General features: G+C 52.3%; 17 protein-coding genes. 9 read left to right on the forward strand and 8 right to left on the reverse strand.

Going from position 1 to position 16,411, the window contains the following annotated elements; genetic code table 11:
• Nucleotides 1–41 precede the first annotated feature (41 nt).
• Both NSU14_RS30815 and NSU14_RS36085 read left to right on the forward strand, forming a co-directional pair.
• Nucleotides 42–413 carry a hypothetical protein gene (locus NSU14_RS30815; protein WP_340948365.1) on the forward strand — a complete coding sequence of 124 codons (372 nt, stop codon included), beginning with the start codon at nt 42–44 and terminating at the stop codon, nt 411–413.
• Nucleotides 367–741: a DUF2569 domain-containing protein gene (locus NSU14_RS36085; RefSeq protein ID WP_445670072.1), complete on the forward strand. Its 375-nt coding sequence runs from the start codon at nt 367–369 to the stop codon at nt 739–741. The genes NSU14_RS30815 and NSU14_RS36085 overlap by 47 nt, the downstream gene beginning before the upstream one ends.
• Nucleotides 742–821: 80 nt before the next feature.
• On the opposite strand, the gene NSU14_RS30820 is transcribed toward NSU14_RS36085, so the two are convergent.
• A complete protein-coding gene (locus NSU14_RS30820) occupies nt 822–1,376 on the reverse strand; it encodes a GNAT family N-acetyltransferase (protein ID WP_076243492.1) in 555 nt (184 codons plus the stop codon).
• 104 nt (nt 1,377–1,480) lie between these two features.
• Between NSU14_RS30820 and pdxR the strand changes: the two genes are divergently transcribed.
• Nucleotides 1,481–2,902, forward strand: coding sequence for a MocR-like pyridoxine biosynthesis transcription factor PdxR (gene pdxR / locus NSU14_RS30825; RefSeq protein WP_340948366.1), 1,422 nt, complete (start codon nt 1,481–1,483; stop codon nt 2,900–2,902).
• Between the two features lie 43 nt (nt 2,903–2,945).
• Complete coding sequence (locus NSU14_RS30830; protein ID WP_076243490.1) at nt 2,946–3,482, forward strand: hypothetical protein; 537 nt, start codon at nt 2,946–2,948, stop codon at nt 3,480–3,482.
• A 74-nt stretch (nt 3,483–3,556) separates the two neighbouring features.
• On the opposite strand, the gene NSU14_RS30835 is transcribed toward NSU14_RS30830, so the two are convergent.
• Nucleotides 3,557–4,516 carry a helix-turn-helix transcriptional regulator gene (locus NSU14_RS30835; RefSeq protein WP_076243489.1) on the reverse strand — a complete coding sequence of 320 codons (960 nt, stop codon included), beginning with the start codon at nt 4,514–4,516 and terminating at the stop codon, nt 3,557–3,559.
• 114 nt (nt 4,517–4,630) lie between these two features.
• On the opposite strand from NSU14_RS30835, the gene NSU14_RS30840 reads away from it, so the two are divergent.
• Nucleotides 4,631–5,056, forward strand: coding sequence for a VOC family protein (locus tag NSU14_RS30840; protein WP_042132868.1), 426 nt, complete (start codon nt 4,631–4,633; stop codon nt 5,054–5,056).
• Nucleotides 5,057–5,169: 113 nt separating this feature from the next.
• Here the strand turns inward: NSU14_RS30840 and NSU14_RS30845 are convergent, their stop codons facing one another.
• Genes NSU14_RS30845 through NSU14_RS30855 form a run of 3 tightly spaced genes read right to left on the reverse strand, consistent with a single transcriptional unit; the run spans nt 5,170 to nt 7,199 of the window.
• Nucleotides 5,170–6,069 carry a DNA-3-methyladenine glycosylase family protein gene (locus NSU14_RS30845; RefSeq protein ID WP_042132866.1) on the reverse strand — a complete coding sequence of 300 codons (900 nt, stop codon included), beginning with the start codon at nt 6,067–6,069 and terminating at the stop codon, nt 5,170–5,172.
• A complete protein-coding gene (locus tag NSU14_RS30850) occupies nt 6,050–6,628 on the reverse strand; it encodes a methylated-DNA--[protein]-cysteine S-methyltransferase (RefSeq protein WP_256703812.1) in 579 nt (192 codons plus the stop codon). The genes NSU14_RS30845 and NSU14_RS30850 overlap by 20 nt, the downstream gene beginning before the upstream one ends.
• 1 nt (nt 6,629) lies before the next feature.
• Nucleotides 6,630–7,199 carry a bifunctional transcriptional activator/DNA repair enzyme AdaA gene (locus tag NSU14_RS30855; protein WP_340948368.1) on the reverse strand — a complete coding sequence of 190 codons (570 nt, stop codon included), beginning with the start codon at nt 7,197–7,199 and terminating at the stop codon, nt 6,630–6,632.
• A gap of 545 nt (nt 7,200–7,744) precedes the next feature.
• Here NSU14_RS30855 and NSU14_RS30860 point away from each other — a divergent pair.
• The 4 genes from NSU14_RS30860 (at nt 7,745) to NSU14_RS30875 (ending at nt 11,239) form a co-directional block, all read left to right on the forward strand.
• Nucleotides 7,745–8,602: a GNAT family N-acetyltransferase gene (locus tag NSU14_RS30860; protein WP_340948370.1), complete on the forward strand. Its 858-nt coding sequence runs from the start codon at nt 7,745–7,747 to the stop codon at nt 8,600–8,602.
• Between the two features lie 155 nt (nt 8,603–8,757).
• A complete protein-coding gene (locus tag NSU14_RS30865; RefSeq protein ID WP_340948371.1) occupies nt 8,758–9,153 on the forward strand; it encodes a VOC family protein in 396 nt (131 codons plus the stop codon).
• Nucleotides 9,154–9,245: 92 nt separating this feature from the next.
• Nucleotides 9,246–10,124, forward strand: coding sequence for an AraC family transcriptional regulator (locus NSU14_RS30870; protein WP_042132859.1), 879 nt, complete (start codon nt 9,246–9,248; stop codon nt 10,122–10,124).
• A 128-nt stretch (nt 10,125–10,252) separates the two neighbouring features.
• A complete protein-coding gene (locus tag NSU14_RS30875; RefSeq protein ID WP_340948372.1) occupies nt 10,253–11,239 on the forward strand; it encodes a phosphotransferase enzyme family protein in 987 nt (328 codons plus the stop codon).
• A 382-nt stretch (nt 11,240–11,621) separates the two neighbouring features.
• Here the strand turns inward: NSU14_RS30875 and kdgT are convergent, their stop codons facing one another.
• The 3 genes from kdgT to NSU14_RS30890 form a co-directional block, all read right to left on the reverse strand.
• Complete coding sequence (gene kdgT, locus NSU14_RS30880; protein ID WP_042132857.1) at nt 11,622–12,626, reverse strand: 2-keto-3-deoxygluconate transporter; 1,005 nt, start codon at nt 12,624–12,626, stop codon at nt 11,622–11,624.
• A 182-nt stretch (nt 12,627–12,808) separates the two neighbouring features.
• Nucleotides 12,809–13,822, reverse strand: coding sequence for a tripartite tricarboxylate transporter substrate binding protein (locus tag NSU14_RS30885; protein ID WP_340948375.1), 1,014 nt, complete (start codon nt 13,820–13,822; stop codon nt 12,809–12,811).
• Between the two features lie 171 nt (nt 13,823–13,993).
• A complete protein-coding gene (locus tag NSU14_RS30890; RefSeq protein WP_340948376.1) occupies nt 13,994–16,312 on the reverse strand; it encodes a helix-turn-helix domain-containing protein in 2,319 nt (772 codons plus the stop codon).
• Nucleotides 16,313–16,411: the final 99 nt, after the last annotated feature.

The raw sequence follows: 16,411 nt of genomic DNA on the forward strand, positions 1-16,411 counted from the left end.
TAAAAATCCCGCAGCCAATGCGGATATGATGAGGTGATGAAGTGGCAAAAGCAGGACTGGGCATTATCTTCTTCGTCATAGGTTTTATTCTACATAGAACTTATGCAGCAGATCCTAACGTTATTATTTCTATTGTGATTGGAGGGCTTGGAGGAATTATCGGGTGGGCGACCGGCGGATTAATTAGGCCATTGCGCGTCAAGAAAGCTAGACCAGCTGATGATGAGGCCGCCGCTGCTTCCGAAGGGGTCCTGGAATCCTCAGACCAGCCCGCAGATGAATCAGAGCCTTCCGGCTCCGGAGGCTGGTTAGGACTTTTCGCAATAGGTATTGTTCTCTCACTCTTCGCGGGTGTGCGAATGCTTTATGGTAATTTCTCATTATTCGGCTCTGAAGGCCTTAAGCGACCCTGACAGTAGCTACTACGTCGCTTCAATGCTTCCTAGTCTTGTGATAGAAACGGTATTAGTATGTATTCAGGTCGTAATGATCCTGTTCATTCTGTACCTGGGTCTCAAACATAAAAAATTATTCAAATACATATCTATATCTTTCATTGTATATAACATCTTACTTAATACCATAGATACCTTCATGTTCAGCCATGTACAGACTACTCTTTCCGGTATCATACCGGATGATACCTCTTATACGGATATCTTCCGGTCCTTCATTTATGCTGTGATCTGGATCCCCTATTTCCTGCGGTCAAAGAGAGTCAAGAATACGTTTATTTATTAACATTTTTGTACATAGTCTCTTCAATTCTTCCGGACCTGCGTTATTGTTGAATCAGCTTTCGCAGGTCCGCTTTACCCTCCCTATTTCACATACCGCTCACGGTATTCGCTATCCAGCATGCCCATCATAATCACATCATGGTACTCATGGTTATAATAGAGCGTCTGGCGCCGTACACCCTCACGGACAAAACCGATTGATTCATACACATGCGCAGCGCGGGCATTATAGCTATAGACCTCCAGCTCAATCCGGTGCAGATTCAGAATGCCGAAGCCGTAGTCCAGCATCAGCAGCAGTGCTTCCCGTCCATACCCTTGTCCTTGATGCCGCTCCTCACCGATGGCGATCCGCAGATTTGCACTGCGGTTGTCAGGGTCTATATCCTGAATGGCGATATCGCCGATCACCTCATCAGTCTCCCTAAGGGCGATAAGCAGCAGCACCGTACTGTCGTCCCCTGATTTGCGCGCGATATAATTCTCTATCTGCTCTTTGGTGATATGCTTTTTCGTACCTGTAAGTCTGCGGACTTCCGTGCCGTAGAACATATGGTAATACAATTCGGCGTCTTCCCCGTTAAGCGGGCGCAGATATACCTTTTTGCCTGTTACAAGCGCTGAATGTCTGGTCATTCCCGTCATCTCCCGACTGTTGTTATAGCTCTTATGGTAATGCAGATCTGCATACTATAAAATATACAAAAACGTCTAATTTCAAAGGACAGATTCGAAGGTGTATGATGCTGCTTGTCCCTACTCTGAATGATCACAGCGAAATTCCTTACTATATACAGCTCTATGATTATTTTGCAAAAGAGATTATCGGCGGCGCTCTCCCCAGTGGTACACGCCTGCCTTCCATCCGCCGCCTGGCGGCATTATGCGGTATCAGCGCCACTCCTGTCGAGCTTGCCTACCAGCAGCTGCTTGCCGAGGGCTTCATCGCCAGCAAACCGCGCAGCGGTTACACTATCCTGCCAGTCCATAGGAATGGCAGCCCTGCAGAAGCCGAAGAGCGGCCACGTCCGGCTGTCCGTCCCATTACTCCGCGCGATTCGCGGCAATACGCATATGATTTCCACATGTCACGGAATGATTTCTCTTTATTTCCGCATAAAATATGGCGCAGCCTCTACCAGGAACAGCTCGCGAATCCGGACCTGCTCCAGTATGGTGATCCGCAGGGGGAGCCGGCGCTCCGCGGGAGCATTGCCGCCCATTTGCGGCAGTTCCGTGGGCTGCGCTGTACAGAGAAGCAAATTGTGGTCGGCGGCGACCAGTATACGCTGTGCTCTTTGTTATGCCTAATGCTTAAAGAACGGGTGACGCGGCTCGGAATAGAAGACCCGGGGTATCACCTGCTGCCCGCAGCATTCAAACGCGGTGGTTATGAGATTATGCCCATTCCGCTGGAGGAAGACGGGCTGATGATAGAGAAGCTGTACCGAAGCGGGGCTGACGCCGTATACATCTCCCCTTCCCATCAGTTTCCCAGAGGCATGGCGATGCCGGTAGCCAAACGCTTCGCCTTGCTGGATTGGGCCCGGTCAGCGGGCGGCTATATCATTGAAGATGATTATGACGGGGAGTTCCGCTATCATGGACGGCCCATTCCTGCGCTTCAGGGACTTGAAGCGGACAGTCCGGTAATCTATATGTGCAGCTTCGCGCAATCGGTAACTCCTGCCCTGTGCATTCACTATATGGTTCTGCCGGAGGAGCTGCTGCCGCTCTATCACAGCCTGAGAAGCGAGCTGTATCTGGAGCACTCGGCTTCGCGGCTGCATCAGATTGCGCTGCATTATTTTATGGAAAGAGGGCACTTCGAGAAACATCTGCGCAGGATGCGGCTGCTCTATCAGCGCAAGCATGACCTGCTTCTGCGCTCGGTCCAGCGCTATTTCGGCGATGCAGCAGCCGTCAGCGGACGGGATGCCGGATTTCATCTTCTCCTGACCCTGAAACCGCCCGCAGCGGGCAGTGCACGGGAGCTTGCTGCAGCAGCGGAAGCCGAAGGTATCCGTGTTACGCCTATGTCGTATACGTGGTGTGATACGCCGGACTGCGATGAACCGGAATTCATTCTGGGCTTCGGCGGGATTGCCGAGGATCTGATTGATGAGGGAATCCGCAGGCTGGCGGAAGTGTGGCTGGGATAGCATTTTAACGATGCATAATTACCTATGATGAGGTGGAATTACAATGACACTGGCACATTTCCTAGGAGCGGATTGGCCGCTGCCGACCGGATATTTCGGCTATCATTATTCGTACCAAAAGTACTCAGAAATTCACCTGACTGATGACAAGAACGCACTTCATAATATTATAGACTTATCTCATCTGAATGACACCAAGGTACAGGTGTATGAAACCGAACTGGATGCTGTAGGGCTAGAGATTGGAGAGTTCCTCTACCCGCCCTTCAGAGAGAACAAGATCATCACTAAGCCCTATGTCTACGGCTTCAATGGCGAGGCTTGCAATATCACTGAGGAAATCCGCGCGGGTTATCCTGAACTCTACCAACAAAACTTAAAGTGCCTAAACCTGCTGCTCTCCCTCATGGACGAACGTCTGTCTGAAGGAGAAAGTATAGAGATATACTCCTGCTGGGATAGTGAGACGTGGATGGAACGCAATGCATTGCTTGACCGGGCTCTTCATCTGCCATCCTTCGATCCGCTGACAGAGTCTATAGAATTTGTAGATAAACAGCTTATAACTATTACCAAATAAAGTGTAGACTCTATCTATCTTGTCCGCCCGGGGTCCATCCGGATACATAAATACTTAATCATCAGCCTGTCCCTCTACTTATATTGCGCCAGCATTCCCGCCAGCGTCCGCTTCACCTCCGCCACCAGCTCCGGCGGCTCCTGTACTGTGGCCTCATTGCAGAGGCCGATTACGAAACGCGCGAAGAAGCCCAGATCGCTCTGCGGGATATCCCCTTCCAGCCAGCCCGTGCCATCCCCGCGGATATGCAGCAGGGGTGAGGACCATACCTCGGCTTCGCAGGCTTGTACGCCTCCATTCCCCAGTTCAACGAACAGCCGGACAATGCTTTTATCACCCTGCTGAGTTTGACTGCTGTAATCATCCTTATTTCCCAAATGGACATGCTTCAGATCAAGCGCTTCCGGCCCCGATTCGCCGTATCCGGCAAACTGAATCCGGTCGCAGCGGAATACACGGATATCGCCGCGCAGGAAGCAATAGGCCGGGCAATACCACAAGCCATTATGGGCGTAGATGCCCACTGGCTGAATCCATCTCTCCTTACGCTGCCCCTTCGTTTCATAATCGATCAGCAGCACCTTTTGACCGGTGGCCGCTTCCAGCAACAGAGACAGATAGGGGAACTCCGCCTGTCTCGCCGGGGTGAGGAAATCAATCCGGTTCTTCATCTCGTCAATCCGGTCACGGACATCGCCGGACATATAGTTATAGAATTTATGCAGGGCAGCTAATGATTCCTCCTTGAAGGGGAGATACTTGTAGTGGCGCAGGGCATGGCTGGCGAAAAAAATCGCCACCGCCTCCTCCTCCGTGAACGCGATCGGCGGCAGAATTCTTTCGTTCAGCACCTGATAGCCTCCATGCGGCCCCACTTCGGAATAGAGCGGAACGCCTAACTCCCCCAGCTCCTGCAAATCCCTGAGGATGGTCCGGGAGGATACATTGAATTCGTCGGCCAGCTCTTTGACGGTGAATTTCCGCTTGCGGTTGACGGTCATCATCAGGTCCAGCAGCCTTTTGGATTTAGACATCAGCTTCACTCCATTTATTATTATATTCATGACAATACCTGTCACTATTATAGACTACACTATAATTAAAGCCGGTTAGTACAGGCAAATCAAATTCTAAGGAGCGATTTAGACATGACCCTGCAAGTAAATCCTTTTATTCTGGTGGACGGTACAGCAAGTGAGGCGATTGCCTTTTATCAGGAGGCGCTGGGTGCAACGCTGCTCTTCAAGCAAACTGTGGGCGAAGGCCCGCAGAACCCTGACTCCCCGATGACCGAACTGGAAAAAGCGCGTATAGCCCATTCCGTCCTGCTGGTGGGTGAAACCAAGTTTTTCGTCGCAGATCAGGAAATTGGCCAGCCGCTGAGCCATGGCAATGGCATCACCATCTGTATCACAGCGGATACTGCGGAGGAAGCGCAGCAGCTGTATGACTCGCTCAAGGCAGGCGGAACGGTTGATATTGAGCTGGCTCCGGCTTATTTCAGCCCCGCCTTTGGCATGGTTACCGATAAGTACGGTGTATGCTTCCAGATCTTCACGAAGCGGGCGCATTAAAGCTCAAGCGGGCTGGGGTGAACCCTTCAGGCGCAGGATACAAAAAGCACTGTCTCCCGGAATCTCCGGTGAGACAGTGCTTTTGGCCGTCACGGCTCCGCACCAGCCGCGCGCTAATATAATGCCCGCCACAGATAAAATGTGGCGTATGCCTCCCAGCCCTGCCAGGGCTGGGCCAGGACGAGCAGCTCCGCTGGCGTCGGCTTGCGGTCCATACCGGTGAGGAACTTGATCACGTTCTGCAGGCCGACATCGCCGACGGGATATGAGGAGCTATCCCGCAAGCAGCGCATGCGTACATACTGGGAGGTCCACGGCCCGATCCCGCGGATCTGCAGCAGCCGCTGCTCGGCGGCGGCCGGAGACGGAAGCGCCAGCAGCTCTTCACGGCTCAGCTCTCCGCTTGCAATCAGCGAGGCTACTGTGAGGATTGTCTGTGCTTTGCTGCGGGTCAGCTGCAGGGCGCATAGTTCTTCGATCTGCACCTCCGAGAAGACCTCCGGTCCGGGGAACCGGTAGTAGGTCCGGCCTCCCCACTCCAGAGATTCTCCATACACTTCGGTCAGGCGCTGCTTCAGCCTGTAGGCAAAAGCCAGGTTCACCTGCTGGCCCAGAATCGCCCAGCATAACGCCTCGAACAGATCCGGGATGCCGATAATCCGCAGCCCCCGGTGCTGAATTGCCAGCGGCCGGAGCAGCGGGTCCGCTTCTGCAACCCGGTAGAACGGGGTAAGATCGCGGTCCAGATCGAACCACTCTACAATATAACGGGCCAGCCATTCCTGCTCCAGGACGCCGGGGACAGCGCCGTGCAGCCGGGTTACGCTCAGCCTGTTCCCTTCAGGCACACTTAACCGGATTAGGACCGGGCCATCCTCCAGCTTGAACATCCGGGTCACTCCCGAGTCATCCGTCTGGAACAGGCATTCCAGCGGCGAACGGTTCATGTACTCCAGACAGGCGTCCAGGTTGAAATCCTCCGGCAGCGGCAGCTCAAAAAGCAAATCGTTCATGGCCCGCCGCCTTCACATTTAGAATCCCTTCCAGTTGAAGCAGCTCCTGCTTCAGCTGCAATCCGCCCCGGTAACCGGTTAAGGTGCCGTTCGCACCGATCACCCGGTGGCAGGGCACAATGACCGGCAGCGGATTCTGCCCGTTAGCCGTGCCGACAGCCCGGACTGCCAGCGGTCTGCCAATCCGTGCGGCCAACTCCTTGTAGGTTGCAACCTCACCATGCGGGATCGTAAGCAGCCCCCGCCATACCTCCTGCTGAAACGGAGTGCCCCATAAATCAAGCGCAAGACTATTGAAATCGACCGTTTCTCCATCAAAATAACGGCGCAGCAGCTCTATAACCCCAAGCTGCTCAAACCGCCCGGCACCCTCCAGGAATTCATAGTCCGGAGCATACATCTTCAGCCAGGCGGCCGGCAGCTGCCCTCCATCCTGCGGATAGGACACGCGGATAAGTCCCTTGCTGCTGGCCCATAGGGTCCACTCCCGATTCCCGAGATTCAGGGTATGGTGATATATCGTGTGCCGGTTCGGACTCTGGTTTATATTCATATTCATCCTAATTTCCTCCCTCATTATGCTTACTGCGATATTCCGTAGGGGACAGACCGGATTTCTTGACGAACCAGGCTGCGAAGTGGGACGCGCTGCGGAATCCAACTGCCTTGCCTACATCGGCAATGCCTGTATCCGTCTCCGCCAGCAGCCTGCGGGCTTCGCCCGTGCGCAGTTCATCCAGTCTGGCAGCAGGCGACTGGCCGGTTACCCGCTTGTAGGTCCGCTGCAGATGGAACGGGCTGACCTTCAGCTGCTCCGCCATCGACTGCAGTGTCAGCTTGCTCCCGAACTGCCCGTCCATAATGGCATCCGCCTGCGACGCCAGCACGGCATCCGGCCGGAGGGTGCCGCCTTCTTCGGGGCGGCATCTTTTACAGGGCCGGAATCCCTCGCGGACAGCCTCCTGCAGGGAGCCGTAGAATACCACATTGGCTGCCTTCGGCGTTCTTGCCCGGCAGGAAGGCCTGCAGACAATACGTGTCGTCAGCACTGCTGTATAGTAAACACCGTCATAGGTCGGCTCACGCCGCACCACCGAATCGTAAATACGCTCAAATAATTGCGACTCCATCCTGAATCACCTCTTACCGCCAGTATAAACGATTCGTTTTGGCTTATGCAGCATATTGGAATAGGAGAGCAAGATTACGACAGCGTGAAGGGGCAGCTGGAGATGCAGATGTGCCTGTAGATGCACGTTTGCTGGCCTGCTGAAGTTACAGTGTTAAACACTTCGATTAGATAGTGATTAGCGTATCTCTCCCTGCGGACTGAGATTCCGCTAATTCTCACAATCCGGGCTTTTTCCGCGCCACGCGGACTGTAAAGACCTTATCCCTGCTGTAAGGGGTAATTTGAGGGGGAATACGGAAAATAAAGGATCTGTAGTCCGCGACAGCTGCCAGACTGATGATTTCAGCAAAATAACGGAACTGTAGTCCGCAAGCGGAGAACTACCCGGGCTTTTGTTCGCGGCGTGTCCAATCTGCAGCCCTCAATGTACAATTTGGTTGAAATACCCCTTATTCTATGCAATAATCACTGGCGGTAAATAGAATTAAATTCCATTGAAATGTATAAGCTACGTCTCAATTTAATAGGAGGACTCAGCGGCTAATGCACCTGTCAGATATCCGCTACGAACGCTTCAGTAACAAGGACTACTCTACCGCCAGAGAATTATTAACCCAGGATGCGGAGACTGGCGCAGACCTCCTCCGGTTGCTTGATGAAGAACCGGAAACGTTTATTTGCGCTTTTATTAAGGATACACTTGTTGCACTGGCTCAAATGGAAGCGCCTGCACATCAGTCACATTTACAAGTGTTCGTCGCTCCCCGGTATCGCAGACAAAGAATCGGCACGGCGATGGTGCAGGCTGCCGAGACACAGTTGCAGGCAGGCGGAACCCGCGCGGTCAGCACCTCCTTTCGTTCCGTGGCTCCAGCATCTCCCGGGTTTGCCCGTAAGCTCGGTTACGCTCCATATTACTCACTTGTTTATATGCAGCGGACCGGCGGTTTCTTTGCTCAGGAGGAGGCTCCCGTAAGGCTGTATACAGATGAGGACTTTCTTCCAGCCCACTCGCTCTATGCCACTGCATTTCATGAAATGCGCGTCCATGTCGGCTGCTTCCCGGATTCTGTAGTTGCCCAGCCTAATGAGGGCAGACGAAACGCCTGGAGAGCGGACGCGGAAGACCGGTTTGTCTATGAGTTCAATGGGGAAATCGCCGCTTACAGCCACCTTCACGGGAATGAAATCAGCAGTGTCAGCGTACGTTCAGACCTTCAGGGACGCGGGATCGGACGAGAGTTTGTGAAGTACCTATGCAATGAGATCTATCAGCGCGGCCATGCAACCGTCGTTCTGTGCTGTGTCGTTGGGAATGAAGCCCGGCAGCTCTATGACAGCCTCGGGTTTCAGGAGACGCATATTACGGAGTATATGAGAAAACCGCTGGGAAGCGTGTAAAAGGTCTGCACCAATTAAGAGTCTACAAAAGCGTTCTGCAACGAAGTTCTAGAGACCAGCTGCGGACTAAACCCTCCGGAGGTCTGGTCGCTTGGCTAAATGAATGACCACAAGTTGTAATCCACAATCCAATAGAGAACGGAGAGGTAAACAGTATGAGTAACCTGGGATCACGGAATATCAGTGTGGTAACGTTGTTCGTTGAGGATCTGCCTGGCACCATGGCATTCTATCAGGAGGTTTTTGGTCTTGAAGAGGTGTACGCGGACGAGAATTCGGCCGTCTACGATTTCGGCAATATTAGCATCAATCTGCTGCACATCTCTGAAGCTCCCGGGCTGATTGAGCCCGCTGCCGTTGCCGGCCCCGCCTCCGGATCACGGTTTCAGTTCACAATCCGCGTGGAGGATGTAGATGCGGTATGCACAGAATTAACTGCACGCGGCGTAAGCCTGCTGAACGGACCCATGAACCGGCCTTGGGGCATCCGCACAGCCAGCTGCGCAGACCCGGCAGGAAATATTTGGGAGGTTGCTCAGGAGCTGGTATAAGCTGAGGCTACGGATGGACAAATCAAAGCATTCCCGGTCAGGAAAAGCTCTGCCGGTTTCTCTACAATGAAATTGAAAGGAGAGGTGAGGATTTGGAAACGATCCGATTGCTTCAGCAGGCGATTGATTATGTGGAGCAGAACTTGAGCTCCGCCATAGGAGTTGAGGATATCGCCGGAGCAGCGATGACTTCGAAATACCATTTTCAGCGCATGTTCCATGCCTTGACGGGCTTCACCGTTACTGAATATGTACGCAACAGGCGGCTTACCTTAGCGGCGGAAGAGCTGGCCGGAACGGACAGCAAGGTGATCGATATCGCGCTTAAGTATGGTTATGAGACACCGGAGTCCTTCGCCAAAGCGTTCCAGAGAATGCATGGGGTAACCCCGCAAATGGCGAGAAAAAAGAACGTGAAGCTCAAGTCGTTCCCCCGAATCTCCTTTCAAATTCAGATCAAAGGAGAAACCGAAATGAATTACCGGATGGTGGAAGAGAAGGGTTGCCGCGTCATTGGAAAAGAGGTGATCGTTCATAAGGATGCTTACACGGAAATACCTGCATTCACGGAGAAAATCTGGAAGGACGGGACGCATGACCGGATTAACGAATTAGCCGGAAGACCCGCAGGTTCGCTACTGTTCGGCTATTATTACGACTTCAGCGAGGACGGAACCAAACGTTATCTGATGGGAATCGAACTGCCGGAAGGACAAGAGGTCCCACAGGAGCTTGACACCCTGACTGTACCTGATCAGACTTATGCCGTATTCGATAGCCGTGATACTTTTCCGGATGACGCGGAGATAGGACTGGAGATTCTGAATGTGTGGCGGAGAATTTATTCCGAATGGTTCCCTTCGGCAGGCTTTGAGCAAGTGGAAGGACCGTGCATGGAGAGATACTACTGGACCGATGACAGCCATGAAGAATCGATCTGCGAGGTTTGGATTCCTGTGGCTAAGAAATAAAATGCTTTGGACCTGATTATATATATTTGACAGAAAACTATAAGTCTATATTTCAGCGGGAAATGCTGTTAACCTGAGGGTGCACCCGGCCGGGAGACGCTAAAGCACGAGATGAGGTTAGGTTACGTATGGTCAGTCAAGAACTGCTGGTCCAAGCTGCAGACTCCTTTGGTTTTGATGTGAAGACTTTGGTCTTCATCAGCAACTCCTGTAATGAGGTATACCGGTTTACCCTACACAATCAGCCTTACATCTTACGATTATCTGCGAAACCCCATGCATATAATGCACAAATAAAAGCTGAAGTAGACTGGGTCTGTTATCTGGCACAGAACGGTGTGCGCGCCTCCCTTCCTGTTCACACCTCGGATGGGCAGCTCACTGCTGTTTGCAGACATCAGGAACAGTGTTTTATTGCTACAGCCTTTCATATGGCACCCGGACGTTTTTTTGATAAAAGCAATCCGCAGCTGTGGGGCCCCCCGATATTCAGAAAATGGGGAGAAGCCATGGGGCAAATGCATCTGCTTACCAAGTCCTATCCTGCTGCAGACGTTGCCGAAAGAAGAGCTGACTGGGGAAAGTGGCATATTAATAATCCCAATCTGAACCAGGGTCGTTACCTGATCCTGCTGGATAAGTTGAAAGCCCTGGAGGATTCAATCTCCAATTTGCCCAAAGATGCTGCATCGTATGGATTGATCCACAATGATTTCCATCCATATAATTTCCACATCGATAATGGTGAGATTACGGTATTTGATTTCGATGACAGCATCTATGGCTGGTATGCGCTTGATATTGCCATTGCAGCAACTCATGCCGTATGGTGGGGCTCCCCGGCGGAAGACCGGCATTCCAAGCATGAGTTTGCTGAACAATTCTTAATGGAATTCCTGACGGGATACTCGAAACATAATGTTCTCACCTATAACTGGATTCAGCAGATCCCCATGTTCATGGACTACCGGAATATATGCTCCTATTTCTGGTGGCTGGGCGGCTGGGACGGGGATGAGAGCCGACTGTCGGAAGCTCAGCAAGCTGCGATTGCCCATGCCGTTCATCTTATTCAGAGTGGCCAATCGTTCGATGGCTGCGATATCAAATTATAGCTTGGCAGAAGCCTGTTCACTGAGTTGTGATTAAGTGGAAAAACGTATCTTAATTTAGTTGTTTTAGCGGGTCCGCGGCAAATAAATGGATAAACGGCATTTAATTTCGAGCTTTCCTCGGCTTTGGCTTATATGAAGAAATTTAAGTGCTGTTTTTCCAACTGTTGTTTTAATAGGCGCTCTTCGATAATCAGCAAGTGGAGAAAATCCAACTGCTATGTTTCCGGACGATTCAATGTTCGCCCGTTCCCGTCTATACTTTAAAAAGACCCTCCGGAAACAGCCATAGCGGCGGTTTTCGGAGGGTCTTGCCAATGTGATTGCTGCGGCTTACGCATGCAGAAACTCCAATATATCTAATTATCGTTGTTATCCGATGTTATTATACCACTGCTTCCTGAATCTTAGCATCTATAGGACCCTCTGCTGCCGGCGGGTTCTTTTTCTTCATATAGTCGGAATAGTAGGCGGTTATGATTGGAACCAGAATGGATGTTACGATAACCGAGGCGGCTACCAGCGCCGTGGCTGTCTGGGCTGCGGGCAGGAACTCCGGCTTCATATTCGCGACCAGCATAGGGTTGGCGACAGCAGCTCCGGCAGTACTGGAGGCAGCAAGTCCGGCGGTGCCGTTACCGCGGCCGATGAATTTGTCGGCCAGGATCAGCGGAACGCCTGTAATAATGATAACCACTACGCCAAGCAGAATACCAAGCAGCCCAGTGTCAACGATAACGCCGAGGTCAATCGAGCTCCCCAGTGCGAAACCGAAGAACGGAATAAGGGTCTGGGTGGCTTTGCCGAAATAAGCACGCAGGTCATGATCCAGGTTACCCAGGATGAAGCCGATCAGGAACGGAAGCACAGCGCCGATGAAGAGATGCGGTTCGAATACGGCAACACCCGTGCTGCCCAGAATAAGCATCGTTACAAGCGGGCCGGATTCAAGTGACATCAGCACGAACGCTCCGGATTCTTCTTTGGTCCCATACTGCTGCATGATGGAAGCGTACAGGCCGCCGTTGGTCATATCCATGGCGGAGATGATGGCGAGGACTGATAATCCGGCGAAGAAGCCGGTTTGCACACCGCCCTCAGGCAGGAACTGGATCGCGATCATAGCTACAACCCATGCTACAGCAATCTTGGTTAATACAAGCGTACCCGATTTGCGGAGTACCGTTCCGGTTGCTCTTACATCAATCGCTGCGCCCATACAGAAGAACCATACGGCCAGAATCGGCACGGTTCCTGTCATCAGGCCTTTGGTGAAGCCTCCGAAATATTCGCCTGCATCAGGAAAAGCGGTGTGAATGATCGCTCCCAGGAACAGTGGAACCAGCATCATTCCGCCGGGAATCCGATCTAATGTCTTTTTGATTTTCATATGATTACCATACCTCTCTTACTCATAATGAGTTTATATAATATTGAATATCATGCTTATTGTTCCTTATGAAGGCGCAGCAAACCAGCCCCAGCAAATCCCCGTTCACTACAATCCTGCTAGTCAGCAAGCGGGTTTCCTGAGATCACTTTGCCTGATGGCGCTTTCACGATACGTACAGCTTACTTGCGGCTTAGTCCTAGCTCCGGGATCATTTTGGCGAATACATCATCGCTTTCCTTAAGCTGTTTCGAGAAGGCTTTGCCGTCCTTCACCAGCAGTCCAAGTCCGTTCGACTTCATATATTCGCGGAAAGCCCTGTCCTCGGTCCCTTTGATAAATGCCCCGGCCAACACTTCCGCAATGGCATCCGGCGTATCCTTCGGCACAGCAAGTCCTCTCCATGTACTGGTGAAGTTCACATGTATTCCGGTCTGCTCTTCCAGAGTCGGCACATCCGGCAGCGCCTCTGAGCGTTTATCGGCGTTAACCGCCAGTGTCCGCAGCTTGCCTTCATCTACATACTTCTTCACCTCGGCGGGACTGACCGGCACCGCGTCCACGAATCCGTCCATCAAAGCGGAAACGGCTGGCCCTGCGCCTTCAAAAGGAATATGTGCAAACTTCACACCTGTCTCCCGTTCCAAGGTTACGGCGGCCAAATGCCAAATGCTCCCCGTTCCTGCGTTTCCCATTTTGAGTTCCTCTGGATGCGCTTTCGCAAAGTCGAGAAATTCATTAACGTCTTGCCATGGCGCGTCCTGTCTTACGGTAATGGCGGAAGGATCAAAATTCGTCTGTGCGATGGGTTTGAACTTCTCATAGGTAATCGGCAATAGTCCCAGATGGGGAAGAATCGTCAGCTCGGCCGGCAAAAAAGTGACGGTATAGCCATCGCCCTTGGCGCCCGCGCCTTCCATAAGTCCTACTGAGCCTCCGCCGCCCGTCCGGTTGACCACAATAATCGGCTGGCCCAGCACCTTCTCTGTCGCTTTGGCGAGTGCTCTTGCCGTGGTATCAGTTCCTCCGCCTGCCGCATAGGGCACGATCAGTGTAATCGGCCGCCCGGGAAAACCGGTGCTGGCATTCTTCTGCTCCGCATCGCCCGTCAGTTGAATGAAGGTTCTAAGGATTAGCAGAACTGCGAGTACTGATGCTGCCCAGATTCCTATTTTGGTTGTCCGCTTCAAAACCATCCCTCTTCTCTATTAACAGTAATCGGGCAGCCTGCTGAATCTTATGCTGGCCCTGCGCCCGCTGCTTCACCCCCGAATTCTCTGAGCATCAGCCGCCCTTCCGGGGAGCTGTGAAAGTTTTCTCAAATAGAACTTTATCGCATTCGGGGGTGTTCCTTCAATCGCATAATCTTATTCTGAATCCTCAGAAACGCCGGAATGGCGCGGTTTTGGCCGATCTGCATACTCTTTGGAAGATTTGCTGTTCTCCCGGAACTTGCCCGGAGTCGTTGACTTAATCTTACGGAATACACGGATGAAGCTGTTCTCATTCTGGTAACCGACCTGCAGCGCAATATCGGCGATCCGCAGGGTGCTGTCCTGCAGCAATTCACAGGCTTTATCAATTCTGAGGTTGGTCAGATAGTCATACACGGTTGTTCCGGTCTCTTCCTTGAAGATCGTACTCACCGAGGACACCCCCATATTCACATGGGAGGCGATATCCTGAAGTCCGATATTGAACTGCAGATTCTCTTCCATATACTTGATGAGATTCTGTACAAGCAGGAATTCCTTCGATTGCCGGTGTGCTCCGAACGCACCGGCCATATGAATAGCAATGCTGCATAGCATGTCCTCAATCTCATGAAGCTCCATCGTCGACACCTGATGCCAGGTGTAGTCAGCCAGCTCGGCAGGCAGCGGGTATCCCCCGGCCGCCGTTATATGCAGAATCTCCTCCAGCAGGTCATCGACGGTGCGGAATACTTTTTGCGGCTGAATTCCTTTCTTGCGGGTCTCAGCTGACCATCTGCGGATCCACTCCTGCGCAGCCTGGGCGTCGGAAGACTTCAGGGCACTCAGCATCTCCTGCTTCCAGGCATCATCAGCCGCCCCGCTGCTCTCTTCATATTTGTTCTCCGCATGTGAATACACACGGACATGGGCATAACCTTCATATAACCGGTAGGATAGAGCCAGCTGCGCCTCTGAATAGGAACGCGGCACCTGGGCAATCGCCCCGGCCTGCTCGCCGATGCCAATGGACACTGATATATTCAGCACTTCAAGAATAAGGTCGGCCAGCTTACGCGCATCTGTATATAACGGCTTCTCTTCGCCGCCTTTGGCCTGCAGCAGGATGACCAGACTGTCCTTCTGCGGTGCCGCGATGACGGACCGCCACGAAGCTTCGAAGTATTCGTGCACAATGTTGATCATTGCGTACTTGAGCAGCAGCTGATCTTCTTCTATGAACCCCGCCGCCCATTGGGTATGACGGTCAATAGACAAGGCGAGCGTCTCGAACGGACCTTCCGTCCAGCCGCCAAAATAATGTTCAAATTTCGTCTGCGTCTCCTGGGTGCCGATACTTCGCGTAATCAGGTCCTGCACGAACTTGGAACGCAGCTCCGGCAGGCTCCAGTCCGCAACCAGCGATTTGCTCTGGAAGTCACCGACCAGCTTGCCGATAACCGGCTCCAGATCATACAGACCGCCTTGCCCGGCCGCCTTCTGTTCGGGAAGCAGCAGCTTGTTAATCCGCTTGAGCGGCCGGAAGGCCGCAAAATTATAATAATAAATAGCGGATAGACCTACGGCGATCGAGATCAGGGACAGCATCAGCATCATATTGCGCGCAATCTTCACATTTTTCAGCAGCTGCTCCATCGGTACCAGCGAAATCAGCCGCCAGCCGGTCACATTCGAGAAGGTCTGGTTGGCCATATAGGCCTGTCCGCCGATCCGGACATGGGCAAACGGGCTGACATCAATATCCTCCAGTACATTCTGCATGTCCGCCAGCGGGAACGGAAGGTTCAGCTTGGGATAGATCAGCTCCCCCTCCAGGTTGTACACCAGCTGATAGTTCGAGAGATGGGTATACATTTTGGAGAAAAGCATATCGTAATCGAGATCGATCAGCACCGCGCCGGTCACTTCCCCGTTCTCTACAACCGGCCGGGCCAAAGACAGCAGCTCTGTTTCTCGGAGACGGGAGTCGGTGCCGGTGTACAGCCTTCTTTTGATCAGAAGCGGCTTCTCCTTAATCTCCCCGATCCAGGACTCCCAGGCATGCTCCGGCGCATGCTCCCAGGATGATACATAGCCGTAGCCGCTGGAGAGGACGGAATGATCCTTGAACTTGATCACGCTGATGGCATGCACATCCGGCTCTGTCGCCAGCGTCTTGAGATACTCCTGCGGCTCTGCGGCAATGCCGGCATTGTCCCCGGTAGCGGCTTCTATATATTTCAGTACAGCCGGGTGAAAGGATAAATCGACCGCTTTGTTATCGGATTCGCGGAAGGCCCGGTTCGTCACATCTACGTTAATCTGCAGCAATTCGACATTCGGTGTATTAAGCTCGGTATCCAGTGCGTTGCGGTACTCTCTATAGGAGAATAACCCGATCAAAGTGATCAGAAGTGATACTCCTGCCGTCAGCATCAGAATGAGCCGGTTTTGTTTGTTGTTCAGCAGATATTTCAATTTAAATCGCAGCATTGCCTTAGCTTCATCCTTCCGGCGTTCTCTCTTGGTCCAGACCTTAGAGTAGCATGTTCACCTATACTTCAATATGGAGCATGTCATACCCTTTAAGAT

It is taken from the genome of Paenibacillus sp. FSL R10-2771 (assembly GCF_038000205.1).
Lineage (GTDB): Bacteria > Bacillota > Bacilli > Paenibacillales > Paenibacillaceae > Paenibacillus_AQ > Paenibacillus_AQ phytohabitans.